18 protein-coding genes and 1 riboswitch are annotated in these 17,729 nt (G+C 62.7%); of the genes, 12 read left to right on the top strand and 6 right to left on the bottom strand.

The window, feature by feature from the left end; all coding sequences use genetic code 11:
• Positions 1 to 25: 25 nt before the first annotated feature.
• The 3 genes from KG698_RS10025 to KG698_RS10015 form a co-directional block, all read right to left on the bottom strand.
• Entirely contained in the window at positions 26 to 1,063 is a 1,038-nt protein-coding gene (locus KG698_RS10025) for a rod shape-determining protein (protein ID WP_300983586.1), read from the bottom strand.
• 230 nt (positions 1,064 to 1,293) lie between these two features.
• A complete protein-coding gene (locus KG698_RS10020; protein ID WP_213685432.1) occupies positions 1,294 to 2,859 on the bottom strand; it encodes a 2-isopropylmalate synthase in 1,566 nt (521 codons plus the stop codon).
• An 88-nt stretch (positions 2,860 to 2,947) separates the two neighbouring features.
• On the bottom strand, positions 2,948 to 3,091 hold the full coding sequence (locus KG698_RS10015; protein ID WP_213685431.1) for a hypothetical protein: 144 nt from the start codon (positions 3,089 to 3,091) through the stop codon (positions 2,948 to 2,950).
• A 34-nt stretch (positions 3,092 to 3,125) separates the two neighbouring features.
• Between KG698_RS10015 and KG698_RS10010 the strand changes: the two genes are divergently transcribed.
• The 4 genes from KG698_RS10010 to wrbA all read left to right on the top strand — a co-directional run bounded on the left by KG698_RS10010 (position 3,126) and on the right by wrbA (position 6,679).
• Positions 3,126 to 3,791, top strand: a complete 666-nt coding sequence (locus tag KG698_RS10010) for an SDR family NAD(P)-dependent oxidoreductase (RefSeq protein WP_213685430.1) — start codon at positions 3,126 to 3,128, stop codon at positions 3,789 to 3,791.
• Positions 3,785 to 5,314: a cryptochrome/photolyase family protein gene (locus tag KG698_RS10005; RefSeq protein WP_213685429.1), complete on the top strand. Its 1,530-nt coding sequence runs from the start codon at positions 3,785 to 3,787 to the stop codon at positions 5,312 to 5,314. Before KG698_RS10010 ends, KG698_RS10005 begins: the two co-directional genes overlap by 7 nt.
• 100 nt (positions 5,315 to 5,414) lie before the next feature.
• Positions 5,415 to 5,966, top strand: a complete 552-nt coding sequence (locus KG698_RS10000; protein WP_213685546.1) for a 2OG-Fe(II) oxygenase — start codon at positions 5,415 to 5,417, stop codon at positions 5,964 to 5,966.
• Positions 5,967 to 6,088: 122 nt separating this feature from the next.
• Complete coding sequence (gene wrbA, locus KG698_RS09995) at positions 6,089 to 6,679, top strand: NAD(P)H:quinone oxidoreductase (protein WP_213685428.1); 591 nt, start codon at positions 6,089 to 6,091, stop codon at positions 6,677 to 6,679.
• 62 nt (positions 6,680 to 6,741) lie between these two features.
• Here wrbA and KG698_RS09990 read toward each other — a convergent pair whose 3' ends face one another.
• A complete protein-coding gene (locus tag KG698_RS09990) occupies positions 6,742 to 7,158 on the bottom strand; it encodes a metallopeptidase family protein (RefSeq protein ID WP_213685427.1) in 417 nt (138 codons plus the stop codon).
• Between the two features lie 65 nt (positions 7,159 to 7,223).
• On the opposite strand from KG698_RS09990, the gene gltX reads away from it, so the two are divergent.
• Positions 7,224 to 8,549: a glutamate--tRNA ligase gene (gene gltX, locus KG698_RS09985; protein WP_213685426.1), complete on the top strand. Its 1,326-nt coding sequence runs from the start codon at positions 7,224 to 7,226 to the stop codon at positions 8,547 to 8,549.
• 66 nt (positions 8,550 to 8,615) lie between these two features.
• Here gltX and KG698_RS09980 read toward each other — a convergent pair whose 3' ends face one another.
• Positions 8,616 to 9,176 carry a gamma-glutamylcyclotransferase family protein gene (locus tag KG698_RS09980; protein ID WP_213685425.1) on the bottom strand — a complete coding sequence of 187 codons (561 nt, stop codon included), beginning with the start codon at positions 9,174 to 9,176 and terminating at the stop codon, positions 8,616 to 8,618.
• 74 nt (positions 9,177 to 9,250) lie between these two features.
• Positions 9,251 to 9,343, top strand: a riboswitch (glycine riboswitch).
• A 145-nt stretch (positions 9,344 to 9,488) separates the two neighbouring features.
• On the opposite strand from KG698_RS09980, the gene gcvT reads away from it, so the two are divergent.
• The 3 genes from gcvT (at position 9,489) to gcvP (ending at position 13,951) form a co-directional block, all read left to right on the top strand.
• Entirely contained in the window at positions 9,489 to 10,607 is a 1,119-nt protein-coding gene (gene gcvT / locus KG698_RS09975; protein WP_213685424.1) for a glycine cleavage system aminomethyltransferase GcvT, read from the top strand.
• A gap of 24 nt (positions 10,608 to 10,631) precedes the next feature.
• Positions 10,632 to 10,994: a glycine cleavage system protein GcvH gene (gene gcvH / locus KG698_RS09970; protein ID WP_213685423.1), complete on the top strand. Its 363-nt coding sequence runs from the start codon at positions 10,632 to 10,634 to the stop codon at positions 10,992 to 10,994.
• Between the two features lie 119 nt (positions 10,995 to 11,113).
• Positions 11,114 to 13,951, top strand: coding sequence for an aminomethyl-transferring glycine dehydrogenase (gcvP, locus tag KG698_RS09965; protein WP_213685422.1), 2,838 nt, complete (start codon positions 11,114 to 11,116; stop codon positions 13,949 to 13,951).
• A gap of 8 nt (positions 13,952 to 13,959) precedes the next feature.
• Here the strand turns inward: gcvP and KG698_RS09960 are convergent, their stop codons facing one another.
• Positions 13,960 to 14,520: a TlpA disulfide reductase family protein gene (locus KG698_RS09960; RefSeq protein WP_213685421.1), complete on the bottom strand. Its 561-nt coding sequence runs from the start codon at positions 14,518 to 14,520 to the stop codon at positions 13,960 to 13,962.
• A gap of 27 nt (positions 14,521 to 14,547) precedes the next feature.
• On the opposite strand from KG698_RS09960, the gene argH reads away from it, so the two are divergent.
• The 4 genes from argH (at position 14,548) to KG698_RS09940 (ending at position 17,697) form a co-directional block, all read left to right on the top strand.
• The gene (gene argH, locus KG698_RS09955; protein ID WP_213685420.1) at positions 14,548 to 15,939 is read left to right on the top strand and encodes an argininosuccinate lyase; all 1,392 of its coding nucleotides are present in this window, start codon (positions 14,548 to 14,550) and stop codon (positions 15,937 to 15,939) included.
• Positions 15,936 to 16,088: an argininosuccinate lyase gene (locus KG698_RS09950; RefSeq protein ID WP_213685419.1), complete on the top strand. Its 153-nt coding sequence runs from the start codon at positions 15,936 to 15,938 to the stop codon at positions 16,086 to 16,088. Before argH ends, KG698_RS09950 begins: the two co-directional genes overlap by 4 nt.
• A 91-nt stretch (positions 16,089 to 16,179) precedes the next feature.
• Positions 16,180 to 16,647 carry a transcription elongation factor GreA gene (greA, locus tag KG698_RS09945; RefSeq protein WP_213685418.1) on the top strand — a complete coding sequence of 156 codons (468 nt, stop codon included), beginning with the start codon at positions 16,180 to 16,182 and terminating at the stop codon, positions 16,645 to 16,647.
• A gap of 108 nt (positions 16,648 to 16,755) precedes the next feature.
• Positions 16,756 to 17,697, top strand: coding sequence for a hypothetical protein (locus KG698_RS09940; RefSeq protein WP_213685417.1), 942 nt, complete (start codon positions 16,756 to 16,758; stop codon positions 17,695 to 17,697).
• The last annotated feature ends 32 nt before the right edge of the window (positions 17,698 to 17,729 follow it).

Raw genomic sequence — 17,729 nt, 5'->3', positions numbered from 1 at the left:
GCGCTTCAGGCGGCGTCAGCGGGGCTTAACTGTCGTAATCTATCGCATGACGGAGGAGTTTTTCATACTCCAACGCCTTGCCCGTGCCGACGGCGACGCAGTTCAGGCACTCATCCGCGACCGAGATGGCCAAACCCGTCTGTTCGCGCAGCGCGATGTCGAGATCGCCCAAAAGTGCGCCACCCCCCGTCAGCATCACGCCACGATCAACGATATCGGCGGCAAGATCGGGCGGGGTCGCCTCAAGCGCGCCCATCACCGCCTCGACGATCTGTTGCACGGGTTCGGCCAGCGCCTCGGCCACTTGGGCTTGGCTGATCTCGATTTCCTTCGGCACACCATTGAGCAGATCGCGCCCACGGATGCGCATCGAGGCACCGCGCCCATCATCGGGCATGCGCGCCGTGCCGATGGATGTCTTGATCCGCTCGGCGGTTGCTTCACCGATCAGAAGGTTCTGGTTGCGCCGCAGATAGCTGATGATCGCCTCGTCCATCCGGTCGCCACCCACCCGCACCGAGCGCGCATAAACGATATCGGCCAAGGACAGCACCGCCACCTCGGTCGTGCCGCCCCCGATATCGACGACCATGGAGCCGGTGGGATCAGTGATCGGCATGCCCGCACCAATTGCCGCCGCGATAGGTTCGGCGATCAGCCCCGCCTTGCGCGCGCCCGCACCCAGCACCGATTGCCGGATCGCGCGTTTTTCTACCGGCGTCGCGCCATGCGGCACGCAGACGATGATTTTGGGCTTGGTAAATGTGGTGCGCTTGTGAACCTTGCGGATGAAGTGCTTGATCATCTCTTCGGCCACATCGAAATCGGCGATGACGCCGTCGCGCATGGGACGGATTGCTTGGATCGAACCCGGCGTGCGGCCCAGCATCAGCTTGGCATCCTCGCCAAAGGCCAGCGCCTTTTTCACCCCGTCCTTGACTTGATAGGCTACGACCGACGGTTCGTTCAGAATAATGCCACGGCCTTTGACATAGACCAGCGTATTGGCCGTGCCGAGGTCGATCGCCATATCCGACGAAAACAGATTGCCCCACATCGCCATTTGCACATGCCCTTTGCGCGATTTCAAAAGGGCACAGCCCGCGTCCCGCGAAGAGACTCGGCCATGCCCCTGAGGTTTCTATATAGGCCTTGGCAGCAAGCCGCGTAAAGGCCTCGATCCAAAAGGGACAAGCGCCTTTCCGCCGGGCGGGGGGCCGGAAATCTCGAGATTTCCGGGTCGGAAAACCCCAGTTTTCCATGCGAAAAACTGCAGTTTTTCGCCCGCCTCCCTTAGCCCGCGTCTTTGTAGGACACTTCCTTGCGGTCCGAGCCCAGCTTTTCGCGCCGCACGATCAACCGGTTCAGCGCATTCACATAGGCCTTGACGCTGGCCACGATGGTATCGGTATCGGCGGCTTGACCCGTGGCGATGCGCCCACCTTCTTCGACGCGGACGGTGACGGTGGCTTGCGCATCCATCCCTTCGGTGACCGCGTTCACTTGGTAAAGCTGCAATACCGCCTCGTTGGGATAAAGCGCCTTAACCGCGTTAAAGGCCGCATCAACCGGCCCATCGCCTTGCGCGGTGGCTTGGGCGTCTTTCTCGCCCACCCGCAAGGTGATGTCGGCCGATTGCGGTGCTTCGGTGCCGCAGATCACGCGCAGGAATTTCAACTCCAGATGATCCTTGGTGCCTGCCGCCGCCGCATCGGTCACAAGCGCGATCAGATCGTCGTCGAACACCTCTTTCTTGCGGTCGGCCAGCGCCTTGAAGCGCACGAACAGATCGTTGAGTTGGTTGTCGATCATGTCGAACCCCAACTCCTTGAGCTTGGCACGCAGCGCCGCGCGGCCCGAATGCTTGCCCAAGGGCAGCGAGGTGCCCGACAGGCCCACATCCTCTGGGCGCATGATCTCAAAGGTATCGGCTGATTTCAGCATCCCGTCTTGATGGATGCCCGATTCATGCGCAAAGGCGTTCTTGCCGACGATGGCCTTGTTGGGCTGCACCGCGAAACCCGACACTGTGCTGACCCGGCGCGAGATATGCATGATCTTGGTCGTGTCGATACCCGTCGTATAAGGCATGATGTCATGGCGCACTTTCAGCGCCATCACCACCTCTTCCAGCGCGGTGTTGCCCGCGCGCTCGCCCAAGCCATTGATCGTGCATTCGATCTGGCGCGCGCCACCGGCGACAGCGGCCAGCGCATTGGCGGTCGCCATGCCTAGATCGTTATGGCAATGGGTGGCGAAGATCACATCCTCGGCCCCCGGCACCTCGGCGATCAGGCGGCGGATCAGATCGGCGCTTTCCACCGGCGCAGTATAGCCCACCGTGTCGGGGATGTTGATCGTGCTGGCACCCGCCTTGATCGCGATCTCGACCACGCGGGCCAAGTAATCCCACTCGGTCCGCGTCGCATCCATCGGCGACCATTGGATATTGTCGCACAGGTTGCGCGCATGGCTGACGGTGTCGTGGATGCGCTCGGCCATCTGATCCATCGTCAGGTTGGGAATGGCCCGGTGCATGGGCGAGGTGCCGATAAAGGTATGGATGCGCGGGGATTTGGCGTGGCGCACTGCCTCCCAGCAGCGGTCGATATCCTTGAAGCTCGCGCGCGCCAAACCGCAGATCGTGGCATTGCGCGTCTGCTTGGCGATTTCGGAGACAGCGGCAAAATCGCCTTCCGAGGCGATGGGAAAGCCCGCTTCGATGATATCGACGCCCATCTCGTCCAAAAGGCTGGCAATCTCCAGCTTTTCATCATGGCTCATCGTGGCGCCGGGCGATTGTTCGCCATCGCGCAGCGTGGTGTCGAAAATCAAGACGCGGTTTTTGTCGGTGGTCATAACATGTGATCCTTAGCCTTGGGGCATTTGCCTGTTTTGGGGGTTTCGGCGCTGTCCCTCCTCTGAGCGGTCGCGCCGAATGGCACGCTCAGAGGCGGCTAAGAAGCAGCAGGCCAAGGGGCGACAACTGCGCGGCGGGCGCGGCAAGGGTCGTGATATGGGCTTGCGTGATCATGGGGGTGAAAATACCGATCCTTGCGGCTTTGAAAACCCCCTTTCGGGTCAGTGCCATTGACCGATCCCGCCCGCGCCATAGCTGCACCTCCATGGAACAAGCATTGGTGATCGGGGCCTCTGGCGGCATTGGCCGCGCGGTGGCCGAGGAATGGCAGGCGCGGGGCGCCGTGGTGACGGGGCTTTCGCGGGCCGCCGATGGCTTGGATGTAACCGATCCGGCCAGCGTGGCGCGCGTGATGGGCGCGCTTGCAGGGCCGTTTGATGCGGTTTTTGTCGCCGTGGGCATCCTTGCGCCGCAGGGTGGCGCGCCCGAAAAGCAACTGGCCCAGATCGACCCGGTGGCCATGGCGCAGGTCTTTGCCGTCAACACCATCGGTGTCGCGCAAATCCTCACCCATCTGCCGCGCCTTTTGCCGCGCAAGGGGCGCTCGGTCACGGGTGTTCTGACGGCCAAGGTGGGCTCCATCGGTGACAACCGCTTGGGCGGCTGGTATTCCTATCGCGCGTCCAAGGCGGCGCTGAACCAGATTGTGCATGGTGCCGCCATCGAGATTGGGCGCACCCACCGCGAGGCGGTGATTGCGGCCCTTCATCCCGGCACGGTGGCCACGCCCTTTACCCAAGGCTATGACCCAAACCATGGCAAGATGCCCCCGGCCGAGGCTGCGCGCGCGCTGTGCGATGTGATGGCGGGGCTGACGCCTGCGCAAACGGGCGGGTTTTACGATTACGCCGGGCAGGAATTGCCATGGTAGCCCGCCTGATCCTGATCTTGGGCGATCAGCTTTCCGACGATCTGTCCGCCCTGCGCGAGGGCGATCCGGCGCGCGACATCATCGTCATGGCCGAGGTGATGGGCGAGGCGTCCTATGTCCCCCATCACCCCAAGAAGATCGCTTTTCTTTTCGCCGCGATGCGCAAATTCGCCATCCGGCTGGAGGGGCAGGGGTGGCGCGTGGCCTACACGCGGCTTGATGATCCGGAGAATACCCACACTATCCCCGGCGAATTGATCCGCCGCGCCTCGGAGACCGGCGCGACAGAGGTTCTGGCCACCGAACCCGGCGAATTCCGCCTGATCGCCGCACTGGAAGAGTGCCCTATCCCGGTCCACCAGTTTCCCGATGACAGGTTCCTCTGTTCCCATGCCGAATTCGACCAATGGGCCGAGGGGCGCAAAGAACTCCGCATGGAATGGTTCTACCGCGAGATGCGCCGCAAGACGGGCCTTTTGATGGAGGGCGATCAGCCTGCGGGCGGCAAATGGAACTATGACCATGACAACCGCAAACCCGCGCCGGGCGAGATCGGCTTTGACGGCCCGCTGCGGTTTGAGCCCGACGCCGTGACCGAAGAGGTTCTGGCGCTGGTGGCTGACCGATTTGCCGAAAACTTCGGCACGCTTGCCCCCTTCTGGTTTGCCACCGACCGGGCGGGTGCGCGCAAGGCACTCGATCATTTCATTGCCCATGCCCTACCGCGCTTTGGCGATTTTCAGGATGCGATGCTGGATGGAAATCGCTTCCTCTATCATTCCGTCATCTCGATGTATCTTAACGCGGGCCTTTTGGGTTGGCGCGAGGTCTGTGAGGCCGCAGAAGCGGCCCACAGGGCCAATCAGGCGCCGCTGAACGCCGTCGAGGGGTTCATCCGCCAGATCATCGGCTGGCGCGAATTCATGCGCGGCATCTATTTCCGCCAAGGCCCCGGCTACACCCGCATGAACACACTCGGCCATGACCGCGCCTTGCCCGGCTTTTACTGGTCGGGCGAGACAAGCATGCGCTGCATGTCGCGCGCCATCGAACAAACGCGGGATGAGGCCTATGCCCACCATATCCAACGCCTGATGGTGACGGGCAATTTCGCCCTTCTCGCAGGGATTGACCCCTATCAGGTCCATGAATGGTATCTGGCCGTCTATGCCGATGCCTATGAATGGGTCGAGGCCCCCAATGTCATCGGGATGAGCCAATTCGCCGATGGCGGCATCGTGGGGTCCAAGCCCTATGTCTCGGGCGGCAATTACATCAACAAGATGTCGGATCACTGCAAGCACTGCGCCTATGAGATCGGGGAGAAAACGGGCGAGAAAGCCTGTCCTTTCAACTATCTTTATTGGGCGTTCCTGCATCGTCACCGCGACCGCTTTGGCCGCAACCCCCGGATGGCGCAGATGTATCGCACATGGATGAAGATGTCCGATGACAAGCGGCAAGCGACATTGGATAGCGCCGATGCGTTCTTGGCCCGTCTTGAACGCGGAGACCGCGTCTAGCTTGGCTTGACGCAAGCCGTAAAGCGGCCCATCTGCGCATCTGGCATGGCGACCGACATTGATCTGCGGGGCGCGCGTGCTGTTTTCTGGAGTGACAGATATGATCGCCGTTCAGTCCGTGAGCGACGCCTTTTCCGGTGCCGATTGCGCACGCCTTCTCGATACCATCGCCACCACCCCCAGCCGTGATGCGGGCCTTGTGCGCCAAGCCCGCGATCATAACCTGCGCCGCGCCGATCTGGTCTGGCTCGATGATGTCGAGGGGACATCTTGGGTCATGGACCGCATCATCGAGATCGTGCGCGTGGCCAATCGCGATGTCTTCGATTTCGATATCACCGATTTTGCCGAAAGCGCGCAGGTGGCCCGTTACGGGGCCGAGCGCGAGGGGCATTTCGGCTGGCATTCGGATGTGGGTGAGGGGCGCTTGGCCGAACGGCGCAAGCTGACCATCGTGGTGCAGCTGTCCGAACCCGATGCCTATCGCGGCGGCGATCTCGAGGTGATGCCCGGAGCGGGGATCATCAGCGCCGACCGCGCACGCGGTGTGGCGACGCTTTTTCCCGCTTTCGTGCTGCACCGCGTCACGCCGGTGACAGTGGGCGAACGCCATTCGCTGACCGTCTGGTGCCACGGCGCGCCGTTTCGGTGAAAGACAAGCCCTCTCGCTGTGCGCCGATGCACCGATGGATTGCATTGGCGTGGAATTGTGCAAAGGCGCGGCTGCGCGCATGTGGATATCATCAAGTCACCCGCGTTCACGGAGCTTTTCTCATGTCTAACGTCAAACTCGCCATCGTCTATTACTCGACCTACGGCACCAATCACCGCATGGCAGAGATTGCCGCCGAAGCCGCCCGCGCCGCCGGCGCCGAGGTGCGCGTGCTGCGCGTGGCCGAAACCGCCCCCGCCGAGGTTGTGGCCTCTCAAGATGCGTGGAAGGCACAGGCCGATAAATCCGCCGATATTCCCGTGGCGAGCCCCGCCGATATGGAATGGGCCAATGCCTATCTCTTCTCTGCCCCGACCCGCTTTGGCACGGTGGCAAGCCAGCTGCGCGCTTTCATCGACAGCCTTGGTGGTCAGTGGTTCTCGGGCGCATTGGCCAACAAAGCGGTCAGCGCCATGACCTCGGCGCAGAACCTGCATGGCGGGATGGAGACGACCTTGATCGGTCTTTACACCACATTCATGCATTGGGGTGCGGTCATCGTGACGCCGGGCTATACCGACCCGTCGATCTTTGCCGCGGGCGGCAACCCTTACGGCACGGTCGCTGTTGCAGGCAAAATCACACCCGAAGCCGAGGCCGCGATTGCCCATCAGGCCAAGCGCCTTGTCGAAATGGCCGCCAAGCTTGCCTGATCTTGCTTGATTGCACCATGAGGGCCGCGCGGGTGCATCCTGCGCGGCCTTTTTGTTTGCGGTCATTCCCACCAGGGATCGATGCGCGCAATATCATCATCCGACCAACCGAAATGATGCGCCAACTCATGGATCAGCACATGGGCCACCAACGCGCCCAAGCTGACATTGCCGCGATCCGCCCATTCATCAAGGATCGGGCGACGAAACAGCCAGATCACATCCGGCCCCATCGGCTGGTCCATCACCGATTTCTCGGTCAGCGGGATACCTTCGTAAAGCCCGGTCAGCTCGAAAGGATCGGCAATCTCCATCCCGTCAAGGATGTCATCAGGGGCAAAGTCCACGATCCTGAGCGCGATCTGGCGCGCCGCCGCACCATAGGGCGCGGGCAACCCCGCCAACGCGGCATCGGCCAGCGCTTCAAAGACATCAAGGCCGGGGGCGATCAGATCGTGATGTGGCGTGTTTGCGGTCATGCCCCCGATATGGACAATTCCGCCCCGATCTGAAAGACCGACCGCGTGTTGAAAAAGGCCACATCATGACCGTCACGACCCGTTTCGCGCCTTCGCCCACCGGCTTTCTCCATGTCGGCAACCTACGCACGGCGCTGTTTAATCACCTGATCGCGAAAAAGGCGGGCGGGCAGTTCATCTTGCGCCTCGACGATACCGACCCCGAGCGGTCGAAACAGGAATATGCGGACGCAATCCAAGAAGATCTGGAATGGCTGGGCCTGACCTGGGACCGGATCGAGCGGCAGTCCGATCGGCTGGACCGCTACAGTGAAGCCGCCGATCAACTGCGCGCGGCTGGCCGTTTCTACGAGGCGTGGGAAACGCCAACCGAGCTTGATCTTAAGCGCAAGAAGCAGCTGAACATGGGTCTTCCGCCGGTCTATGACCGCGCGGCCTTGAACCTTTCGGCCGATGAGCAGGCGCGCATGCGCACGGAGCGCGGCGCGGGTGTGTGGCGCTTCAAACTCGATCAAGAACGGATCGAATGGGAGGATGGCATCCTTGGCCCGCTGTCTATCGATGCGGGCTCGGTCTCGGACCCGGTCTTGATCCGCGCCGATGGTCAGGTGCTTTACACGCTGGCCTCGGTGGTTGATGACATCGACATGGGCGTGACCCATGTGGTGCGCGGCTCGGACCATGTGACAAATACCGCGACGCAGATCCAGATCATGGCCGCCCTTGGCGCGGGCCACCCAAGTTTCGCGCATCATTCGCTCTTGACCGGCCCTCAGGGCGAGGCGCTGTCCAAGCGTCTTGGCACACTATCCTTGCGCGATCTGCGCGCGGCGGGCATTGCGCCTATGGCGCTGTTGAGCTTGATGGCGCGGCTTGGCTCGTCGCAGCCGGTGGTTTTGGCGGGCGCGATTGACGAATTGGCCGATGGTTTCGATCTGTCGCAATTCGGCGCGGCGCCCACCAAGTTCGATGAGAACGATCTTTACCCGCTGACCGCGCGCATCTTGCAAGAGACGCCCCTTGCGGATGTCGCGGGCGAGATCGCGGCGCTTGGCGTGCCCGAGGCGCTTGCCGCCGATTTCTGGGAGGTGGCGCGCGCCAATATCACCACCAAGGCCGATCTTGCCCCTTGGTGGGCGCTTTTCCGCGACGGGGCAGCACCCGTGGTCGCGGCCGAAGACCGCGATTTCATCATGCAGGCCTTTGGCATGCTGCCCGACCCGCCCTATGACGGCGAGACTTGGGCCAATTGGACCAACGCGGTGAAAGAGGCCACGGGCCGCAAGGGCAAGACCTTGTTCATGCCGCTGCGCAAGGCTGTGACGGGCCAAGACAAAGGCCCGGAAATGGCCGATGTGATGCGGCTGTTGCAGAAAAAACCGACGCTTTGATCTGTTTGGGTAGGGTGCGCCCCTCGGCGCACCTCTGCCCGTCAATGGTGCGCCCGTAGGCGCACCCTACGCATCGATGCCCAGATCGCGCAGGGCCGCGTCGACGATGGCCCGTTCGCGAAGGGTCGTTGGTTGCGCGCGCGGGTAAAGCGGCGCGTCCCGATCATCTTGGATGCCCGCCGCCCATCCGCGCGTCGTCTCGAAAAACCGCGCAGCACCCGCTTCGCCGAATTCGCGCAAGAAACCCTGTACGACTGTGTCGAGGTAACTGAGCAGGATCGGATGGCTGCCCTCGGGCGCGATATGGCACGGCGCGACCTGATAGATCATGATCCGGCCTGCTGTCGGGTGGTCATGGGCGACATTGCGCAGATCATGGCGGTCATAGGCATGTTCGCGCTGATCCAGCGCTGCCCAATCGCCCCCCGGCACAGCGGCGATCAAGCCATCGATCATGACCCCCGGCGCGGCGATCACCGAGAGATAGGCGATTTGACGGATCGATGTCGCCTGCCAGATCCGCGCCCAGCCGGTGACGCGGGCGGGTGCCGCATCGCGATAAGCGTGCGTGGCCCGGTTCACCAAGCTGCCATAGCCGAAGAAATAAGGATCACTGCCTGTGGTCATGTCGGTTTTGATGACGAAAGTGCCGCAGATGCACAAGGCCCCTTGCGGGCTTTCGCAAGCCTGATATTTTGGCCACGTCGATACAGGGAGACGCTGATCCGCAAGGGTCAGGGCCGAAGGAGCAACCGCCCCGGTAAACTCTCAGGCAAAAGGACCTGTGCCGGCACCAAAACTCTGGAGAGTGATGCGCAAACTGCATCCGCCGAAGGGATAACGATCTCAGGCGAAAGGACAGAGGGGGCGTCGCAACTGCGGCCTTGGGCCGTGATCAACGATGCCGGGCGCATGCGCCCATGAACGGGCTGGGGATTTATGGCCGAAGATGCAACAGCGCCACTGCTGACCGCGTTACCGCTGGCAGGGCTTCATGCCGAATTGGGGGCCAAATGCGTGCCCTTCGCGGGCTGGTCCATGCCTGTGCAATACCCGAAAGGTGTGATGGCCGAGCATCTTTGGACACGCGCCCATGCCGGGCTTTTCGATGTCAGCCATATGGGCCAACTGCGCCTGCCCAAAAGCGCCTTGGAAGGGCTTGAGGCGCTGATCCCCGCCGATCTTTTGGACCTGCCCGAGGGGCGGCAGCGCTATGGCGTTTTCACCAATGACCAGGGCGGTGTGCTGGATGATCTGATGGTCGCCCATCGGGCGGGCGATGTGGTCTTGGTCGTCAATGCCGCGCGCCATGCGCATGATCTGGCGCATCTGCGTGCCCATATCGCAGGCGTCGAAGCGGTGAGCGACCGCGCGCTTTTGGCCCTGCAAGGCCCAGAGGCGGCGGCGGCGTTGTCAGCCCTTGTGCCGGGCGTGGCCGCGATGCGGTTCATGGATGTGGCGGTGATGCGCTGGCAGGGCGCGGATTTATGGATCTCGCGGTCTGGCTATACGGGCGAGGATGGGTTCGAGATCTCGGTCCCCCTGGCCCAAGCCGAGGTGTTTGCCCGCGCGCTTCTCGCCGATGCGCGCGTCGCGCCCATCGGGCTTGGCGCACGCGATAGCTTGCGACTGGAGGCGGGATTGCCGCTTTACGGCCAAGAGATGGACGCGGCGATCACGCCTGTTGAGGCGGGCCAAGCTTGGTCCATCGGGCGCGCGCGGCGCGCGGGTGGCCTGCGCGCGGGCGGTTTTCCGGGGGCGGCCATCATTCTTGAACAATTGGCCCATGGCGCACCGCGCCGCCGTGTGGGCCTGCGCCCTGACGGGCGCGCGCCGATGCGCGCAGCCGTGGCGCTTTTTGCCGAGGCTGTCGGGGGCGATGCGATTGGCACGATCACATCGGGTGGTTTTGGTCCCTCGCTGGGTGGCCCTATCGCCCTTGGCCTGATCGCAGCCAATACGCCCACTGATGCAACGCTTTATGGCGAGCTGCGCGGCAAACGGCTTGCCTTGCAGCAAGTGCCGCTGCCTTTTGTTTCCACTGGCTACAAACGCTGATCAACCCCTCCAGATGAGGATCACATGAAGTACACAGAAGATCATGAATGGCTGAGCCTCGATGGCGATATCGTCACCGTGGGCATTACCGAATACGCCGCCACGCAACTGGGCGATGTGGTATTTGTCGAACTGCCCGAACTGGAAACGCAGGTCGCGCGCGGTGATGAGATCGTGGTGATCGAGAGCGTCAAGGCGGCCTCGGACATCGTGGCACCGCTCGATGGCGAGATCGTCGAGATCAACGCGGCCTTGGTCGAAAACCCAGCCCTCGTCAACGACGACCCCACTGGGGCGGCGTGGTTTTTCAAGATCAAGATCGAGGATGACGCAGCACTCGATGAGTTCATGGATGAGGATGAATACAAGGAGCATATCGGCGAGTGACGCCGATCTGGGGGGCTCTGCCCCCGTCGCGGCCTTTGGGCCGCGCCTCCCCCGGGATATTTTTGAAACAGAGAAGCAGGGGAGCCCCGGCCCCTGCGCGCCCTGATAGGACCATCAACATGCCTTGGACGCCGACCGCCTATGATCCGACCGATTTCGCCAACCGCCGCCATATCGGCCCATCGCCCGCCGAGATGGCCGCGATGCTGGCGGTGGTGGGGGCCGAGAGCCTTGATGCGTTGATCGATGAGACCGTGCCCGCCGCGATCAGGCAGGCACGCGCACTTGATTGGGCACCGATGTCGGAGGCGGAGTTGCTTGCGCATATGCGCGCCATCGCAGGCCGCAACAAGCCGATGGTTCAGATGATCGGGCAGGGCTATTATGGCACCCATACGCCACCTGCGATCCAGCGCAATGTGCTGGAAAACCCGGCCTGGTACACGGCCTATACCCCCTATCAGCCCGAGATCGCGCAAGGCCGGCTAGAGGCCTTGTTGAACTTCCAGACGATGGTGGCCGATCTGACCGGGCTGGAGGTGGCCAATGCCTCGCTTTTGGATGAAGCGACGGCCTGCGCCGAGGCGATGGTGATGGCCGAGCGCGTGGCGAAAACCAAGGCGCGGGCGTTCTTCATCGATGAGAACTGTCATCCGCAGAATATCGCGGTGATGCGCACACGGGCCGAGCCCTTGGGCATCGAGGTGATCGTGGGCGATCCCGTCACGCTTGAACCGGGTGCGGTTTTTGGCGCGATCTTTCAGGTGCCGGGCACATTCGGTGGCCTGTCCGATCCCAGCGCGCAGATCGCGGCGCTGCATGCGCATAAGGCCATCGCCATTGTCGCCAGCGATCTTTTGGCGCTGACGCTGATCCGCGATCCGGGCAGCATGGGGGCCGATATCGCCGTGGGCAGCGCGCAGCGTTTTGGCGTGCCTTTGGGCTATGGCGGGCCGCACGCGGCCTTTATGGCGTGCCGCGATGCGCATAAGCGCGCCATGCCGGGGCGGATCGTGGGTGTTTCGATCGACAGCCATGGTCACAAGGCTTACCGGCTGTCATTGCAAACGCGCGAGCAGCATATCCGGCGCGAGAAAGCCACCTCGAACGTTTGCACGGCGCAGGCGCTTTTGGCGGTGATGGCGAGTTTCTATGCCGTGTTTCACGGGCCGGAGGGGCTGAACGCGATTGCGCAAGCCGTGCATTTGAAGGCGGCGCGGCTGGCCGCAAGCCTGCGCGCGGGCGGATATATGCCCGAGGCGGCGGCGTTTTTCGACACGCTGACGCTGTCCGTGGGTGATCGGCAAAGCCGGATCATGGCCGCCGCCGTGGCGCGGGGGGTCAACCTGCGCGATGTGGGGCGTGACCGGATCGGAATCTCCGTCGATGAAACCACGACCGAGGCGCATCTTGCCGCCGTTTGCGCGGCTTTTGATGTGGCGCTGGTGGCACCTGTCACGGCACCAGCCATCCCCGAGGCGATGCTGCGCACGACGCCTTACCTGACCCATCCGATCTTTCACATGAACCGGGCCGAGTCGGAGATGATGCGCTATATGCGCCGCCTGTCGGACCGCGATCTGGCGCTGGATCGGGCGATGATCCCGCTAGGCTCGTGCACCATGAAGCTTAACGCGGCGGTTGAGATGATGCCGGTCACATGGCCCGAATTCAACAGCCTGCACCCCTTTGCCCCCGCCGATCAGGCGCAGGGCTATGCCGAGATGCTGGCCGATCTGTCGGCGAAATTGTGCGAGATCACCGGCTATGACGCCATGTCGATGCAACCCAATTCCGGCGCGCAGGGCGAATATGCGGGGCTTTTGACCATCGCGGCCTATCATGCGGCACGCGGGGCAGGGCATCGTCGGATCTGCCTGATCCCGGTGTCGGCGCATGGCACCAATCCCGCCTCTGCCCAGATGTGCGGGATGGAGGTCGTCGTGGTGAAGGTGGCCGAGAACGGCGATGTGGATCTTGAGGATTTCCGCGCCAAGGCGGAGGCGGCGGGCGACAATCTGGCCGCCTGCATGATCACCTACCCCTCGACCCATGGCGTGTTCGAGGAAACGGTGCGCGAGGTTTGCGCGATCACCCACAGGTTTGGTGGGCAGGTTTATCTCGATGGTGCGAATTTGAACGCGATGGTGGGGCTGTCGCGGCCCGGCGATGTGGGCGCGGATGTCAGCCATTTGAACCTGCACAAGACCTTTTGCATCCCGCATGGCGGTGGTGGCCCCGGCATGGGGCCCATCGGGGTCAAGGCGCATCTGGCCCCCTATTTGCCGGGCCATCCCGAAACCGGGGGCGCGATGGGGCCAGTGTCGGGCGCGCCCTATGGTTCGGCCTCGATCTTGCCGATTTCCTATGCCTATGTGCGGCTGATGGGCGGTGAGGGGATCACGCGGGCGACCAAGGTGGCGATCTTGAACGCCAACTACATCGCCAAGCGGCTGGAGGGGGCGTTTCCGGTGCTGTTCAAGGGCGCGCGCGGTCGGGTGGCGCATGAATGTATCCTTGATACGCGCCCCTTTGCCGAGGCGGGTGTCACCGTGGATGACATCGCCAAACGCTTGATGGATTGCGGCTTTCACGCGCCAACGATGAGCTGGCCCGTCGCGGGCACCTTGATGGTGGAGCCGACCGAGTCGGAAACCCAAGCCGAGATCGACCGTTTTTGCGACGCGATGCTGGCCATCCGCGCCGAAATCGCCGAGGTCGAGGCAGGCCGCATGGCAATCGAGGCCAGCCCGCTGCGCCATGCGCCGCACACGATGGAGGATCTGATCCGCGACTGGGACCGCGCCTATAGCCGCGAACAGGGCTGTTTCCCGCCCGGTGCGTTCCGTGTCGACAAGTATTGGCCGCCCGTCAACCGGGTCGACAACGTGCATGGCGACAGGCATCTGATCTGCACCTGCCCGCCGTTGGAGACCTATCTGGACGCGGCGGAATAGGGGGCGATCTAGCCCTTGGGCTGGTCGATCACCGCGCGCACAAGGGCCAGCGCCTCGGGGCTGTCCCAATGGGCATCGCCGCGCAGCCGGGCAATCTCTTGCCCGTCACGGTTTAAGATCACCGTGATGGGCAGGCCAAACACTCCCATCTCGCGCGCGATCTGCTGGTTGATGTCGCGATATTGCTGCAGGTCGCTCACCCCGATTTCTTCAAAGAAGCGGCGGATGGCTTGCGGCGGGTTGCGCCCGGTGGCCAGCGTGACGACAGTGAAATCCTCACCGCCCAAAGCCGTTTGTAGGTTTTGCAGCGAGGGCATTTCCTCGCGGCAGGGGGCGCACCATGTGGCCCAGAAATTCAGCACCACGATCTGGCCCGCGTAATCGGCCAGCGACCCCTCGCTGTCATCAACGCGCAAGAACGGCAAGCTGGAGGCCGCGACCGGTGCCTCATGGATCACAAGGCCGCGCATCTCGCCGGTCAGATAGGCGGACAGGTCTTGCGCCGCCGCAGCATTTGCACCCAAGCCCGTGGCAAGGTAGAGCAAGACAGATCGCATTAGACGGTTCATCACGCATTCCTCCAAGGGCCGACACCCATGACCGACACCAAGACCAACGCCATGTGGGGCGGCCGCTTTGCCGCTGGCCCAGACGCGATCATGGAGGCGATCAACGCCTCGATCGGCTTCGATCAACGACTGGCCAAGCAGGATATCGACGGCTCCCGCGCCCACGCGGCGATGTTGGCGGCCACGGGTATCGTGAGTGATAGCGATGTGGAGGCGATCCGGAAAGGGCTGCTCACGGTCTTGTCAGAGATCGAGGGGGGCGCGTTCCAATTCTCGACCGCGCTTGAAGACATTCACATGAATGTCGAGGCGCGGCTGAAAGAGATCATCGGTGAACCGGCCGGTCGGCTACACACCGCGCGCTCGCGCAATGATCAGGTGGCGACCGACTTCCGCCTTTGGGTGCGCGATCAATGCGATGCGGCCATCGCGGGGATTGAGGCATTGATGCGCGCGCTTCTCGCACAGGCCGAGGCGGGCGCCGATTGGGTCATGCCCGGCTTTACCCACCTACAAACCGCCCAGCCCGTGACATGGGGCCATCACATGATGGCTTATGTCGAGATGCTGGCGCGCGACCGGGGGCGGTTCATCGATGCGCGCGCGCGGATGAACGAATCGCCGCTTGGGGCGGCGGCCTTGGCGGGCACATCCTTTCCCATCGACCGGCACATGACTGCTAGCGCCTTGGGGTTCGACCGGCCCATGGCCAATTCGCTTGACGCGGTATCGGACCGCGATTTCGCGCTGGAGTTTCTGGCGGCCGCATCAATCTGTGCGATGCATCTGTCGCGCTTTGCCGAGGAATTGGTGATTTGGTCCTCGGCCCAGTTCCGTTTCGTGCGGCTGTCGGATCGTTTCACCACCGGCTCTTCCATCATGCCGCAGAAGAAAAACCCCGACGCGGCCGAGTTGATCCGCGCCAAGATCGGGCGGATTTTCGGGGCCAATGTCGCGCTGATGATGGTGATGAAGGGTCTGCCGCTGGCCTATTCCAAGGATATGCAAGAAGACAAGGAACAGGTCTTTGATGCCGCCGACAACCTGATGCTGGCCTTGGCCGCGATGGATGGCATGGTGCGCGACATGACCGCCAACCGCGAGGCGCTGGAACGTGCCGCAGGTTCGGGCTTTTCCACCGCCACCGATCTGGCCGATTGGCTGGTGCGGATCTTGGGCCTTCCTTTCCGCGAGGCGCATCATGTCACCGGCAGCCTTGTCGCGATGGCCGAAGGCGCGGGTGTCGATCTGCCCGATCTGACGCTTGCGCAGATGCAAAGCGTGCACGCAGGCATCACAGATGACGTCTTTGCCGTTCTGGGCGTTCATAATTCGGTTGCCTCGCGCATCTCTTATGGCGGGACGGCACCCGCACAGGTGCGCGCCCAGATCGCCCGCTGGAAGGAGATGCTGACATGAGCCATGCCCGGATTTGCCTATCTGCTGCGCTTTTGGCGATGCTGGCCGCTTGTGGGGCCGATGGCATCCCCGAGCGCCCCGAACCCCGTGGCACCACCGGCATCACCATCGCGGTCGATGCAAGCGCGGGGATTTCCAGCGGAAATTGAGCATCGCCACCTTCCCCGTTGAACCGCATTGCAATCGGCCCTAACCTCGGCCTTCAAAAGTTGCGTTGCCTCCAGACATCAAGGCGTTTTCATGGATAAGATCCCAATGACCCCCGGCGGTTACAAGACCGTCAATGAGGAGCTGAAGCACCTCAAAAGCGTCGAGCGTCCGGCCATCATTCAGGCCATCGCCGAGGCGCGCGCGCATGGCGATCTGTCCGAGAATGCCGAGTATCATTCCGCCAAGGAAAAACAGTCATTCATCGAGGGCCGGATCAAGGAGCTTGAAGGGTTGATTGGCCGGGCCAATGTGATCGATCCCAAGACGCTGTCTGGTCCGATCAAATTCGGCGCGACCGTCGTGCTTGTCGACGAGGACGATGCCGAAAAGACCTTTCAGATCGTTGGCGAATTCGAGGCGAATATCGAAAAGGGCCTTCTGAACATCAACTCGCCCTTGGCGCGTGCCTTGATCGGCAAGGACGAGGGCGATAGCGTCGAGGTCAAGACGCCGGGTGGCGACAAGGATTACGAGATCGTTTCGGTCACCTATCTTTAAGCTTGGCCCTTTTGTGGCCGGCCCTTTGTGTGGATTGTGTTTGGCCGGATGCGTGACGACGATAAAACTGTCCTTTTGGATGCGGGCCTCAGCGCCCGGGAAGAGCCAATGCCGCGGATCACCTCGATCGAGATTATCGCGGGTATTTTGACCCTTGCTTGGCTGGTCTTGGCCTTGGTCTATGGGCGTGGCGATGCGGCAGAAGAGGGCGGCATCGCGCAATGGCTGGTCGATGTCGTGTTTCTTGCCATGCCTGTGGCCTTGATCTCGGTTGCGGCGCGCACGGCACGGGCGATGCACGCCCTGCGCCTTGAGGCTGCGCGCCTGCAATCAGAGATCGACGCGATGCGCGCCAAGCAGCTTGCGCAAGCGCCGCAAGACAGCATCGAGATCAAACCCGCCATGGTGGCAAAGCTGGATGCTTTGGTCCAAAGCCGGATCGTTGCCGCACAAGGCGAGCAGGCCGTTTTCGCCTCGCAGCGCGCGCACCCGCCGATCGCAGCGCGCGCCCCTATTGCGACAGCTGTGAGCGAAGCACCGCAACCCGGCCTTGCCTTTGTCGCGCCGGTTGAACGGCCGCCGATTTCGATGGCCGATTTCATCCAAGCGCTGAACTTCCCGCAAGATGAGCATGACAAAGAGGGGTTTCGCACCCTGCGCCGCGCCTTGGAGGATCGCGCAAGCGAGCGGTTGGTGCGCGCCAGCCAAGATGTGCTGACGCTTCTCAGCCAAGATGGCATCTACATGGACGATCTTGCACCCGACCATGCCCGCCCTGAGGTTTGGCGCCGTTTCGCACAAGGCGAACGGGGGCGCGCGGTGGCAGCTCTGGGTGGCGTGCATGACCGCTCATCGCTTGCGCTGGCGGCGGGGCGGATCAAGACAGACCCTGTTTTTCGGGATGCGGTGCATCACTTTTTGCGCCATTTCGACCGCACCTTCATGGCCTTTGAGCGTAACGCCACGGATGCCGATATCGTGGCTTTGGCCAATACCCGCACCGCGCGCGCCTTCATGCTTTTGGGCCGCGCGGCCGGTACCTTTGACTGAGGGGGCAGAAAAACACGTGTTTTTCTGGCGGG

The organism is Roseicyclus sp., from assembly GCF_018402035.1.
Taxonomy (GTDB): Bacteria; Pseudomonadota; Alphaproteobacteria; order Rhodobacterales; family Rhodobacteraceae; genus Roseicyclus.
The sequence above is the reverse complement of the archived record's forward strand: the minus strand, read 5'-3'. Positions and strand labels throughout refer to the sequence as shown.